Source organism: Streptomyces jumonjinensis (genome assembly GCF_009600885.1).
In the GTDB taxonomy this organism is placed as follows: Bacteria; Actinomycetota; Actinomycetes; order Streptomycetales; family Streptomycetaceae; genus Streptomyces; species Streptomyces jumonjinensis.
Window position 1 is genome coordinate 73,870 of record NZ_VCLA01000201.1, and the last position, 1,845, is coordinate 75,714.

Consider the following 1,845-nt stretch of genomic DNA (forward strand, 5'->3'; position numbering starts at 1 on the left):
GCTGCTGCCGAAGGAGAGCGCGGCGAAGGCGATCGGGCTGCGGCCGAGCCTGAAAGGCACCCGGCCGAAGGATGTCCCGCCGGACGACTGCGGCGTGCTCCTCGGCACGTTGAAGCCGGGGCGGGTGGAGGTGCGGTCCTCGTGGGAGGACGTACTGCTGGCGATCATGGCCCCGCGTTCTGGGAAGACGTCCGGGCTGGCGATCCCGGCGATCCTGCGGGCCCCGGGCCCGGTGCTGCTGACCTCGAACAAGGCCGCGAACGACGCCTTCACCGCCACAGCTGACGCCCGTGCTGAGGTCGGCACCGTGTGGACGCTGGATCCGCAGCAGATCGCCCACGCGCCCCGGGAGATGTGGTGGGACATCCTTGCCGACGCCCACGATCTGGCCGGGGCCCGTCGGCTCGCGGGGCACTTCGTCACCGCCTCGGTGGACGAATCCAGCAGCGGGGACTTCTGGTCCACCGCCGCCGCGAACACGCTGACCGCGCTGTTCCTCGCGGCGGCGAACGACGGTCGGCCGATCACCGATGTCCTGGCCTGGCTCGCCTCGCCCGCCGACCGCACCCCCGTCGATCTCCTGCACGATGCGGGGCTGGACGCGGTCGCCGCGCAGCTCCAGGGCACCGTGGCCGGCGCCGTCGAAACCCGCGACGGCATCTACGAGACCGCCCGGCAGTACGCGAGCTGCCTGCTGGACCCGGAGATCGCCGCCTGGGTCACCCCGCCCCACCGGAGCGAGCGGATCGCCCAGTTCCGCCCCGAGGCGTTCGCCACCAGCCGCGACACCCTGTTCCTGCTGTCGAAGGACGGCGGCGGATCGGCTTCGGCGATCATCGCCGCCGCCGCTGACGCGGTGATGCGGGCGGCGGTGATCCAGGCCGAGCGCGACGGTGGCCGCCTCGACGCCCCGCTGCTGGCGATCCTCGATGAGGCGGCGAACGTGTGCAAGATCCAGGATCTCCCGGACTTGTACTCCCACCTGGGCTCGCGCGGCGTGATCCCGGTGACGATCCTCCAGTCCTACCGGCAGGGCGTCCGGGTGTGGGGCGAGGCCGGGATGGACGCCCTGTGGTCGGCGTCCACGGTCAAGCTCATCGGTTCCGGCATCGATGACGCGGACTTCGCCGACAAGCTCTCGCGTCTCGTCGGCGACCACGACGTTCGCACGGTTTCGGTGTCCACGAGCGAGTCGGGCAAGTCGACGTCGGTGTCGATGCGGCAGGAACGGGTGCTGCCGGCGGACGCGATCCGCGCGCTGCCGAAGGGCTCGGCGCTGCTGCTGGCCACCGGCATCCGCCCGGCGCTGCTGGATCTGAAGCCCTGGTACAAGGAGCCGGACGCCGCCCGCCACGGCGCGGCCTCGGCGAAGGCGACGGCCGCGATCACCGAGCGCGCCCTCTCCAAGACCCTCGGCCGCGACCACTTCGGCCCCGCCGCATGAGCGCCCCGTACGCCTCCTGCCGGTGCAGACGGACTCCCCGCCACCGCCTCCTCGTACCCGCTCGTGCACCGCCTCTGGAGTCCTCGTGCCTTCCCCTCCCTCTTCTCGTGAACTGCCCGGTCTTCTGGGTGATGCGCCGGTCGTGCGCCGCAGCGGCGAGTGGTGGCTCACCACCCCGGTCCTGTCCCTGCGGCTGGACGACCCGGTGTTCGCCGGGGATCTGGACCGGTTCGCCGCCGACCTCGCCGACGCCCGGCGGGCCGTCGCCGCCCTCCGTTCCGCCCGGGGCGGGTCGTGAACCCGCTGGTGCGGGCCGAGCAGGCCGTGCTCGGTGCCGTCTTCCTCGACCCCTCCCAGCTCGAACGCCTATCCCCCTGGCTACGGCCCAAGCACTTCCACCA

Annotated in this window: 3 protein-coding genes; all 3 read left to right on the forward strand. The window is 72.5% G+C overall.

All coding sequences use genetic code 11. The features are described from left to right. A partial coding sequence (locus FF041_RS35895) for a type IV secretory system conjugative DNA transfer family protein (protein WP_228388885.1) occupies positions 1-1,444 on the forward strand: 1,444 nt, incomplete at its 5' end. An 85-nt stretch (positions 1,445-1,529) separates the two neighbouring features. Continuing rightward, a complete protein-coding gene (locus FF041_RS35900; protein WP_153526750.1) occupies positions 1,530-1,742 on the forward strand; it encodes a hypothetical protein in 213 nt (70 codons plus the stop codon). 8 nt (positions 1,743-1,750) lie between these two features. Then, positions 1,751-1,845 (forward strand): DnaB-like helicase N-terminal domain-containing protein (locus FF041_RS35905; protein ID WP_323393687.1); only part of this gene is annotated, 95 nt, incomplete at its 3' end.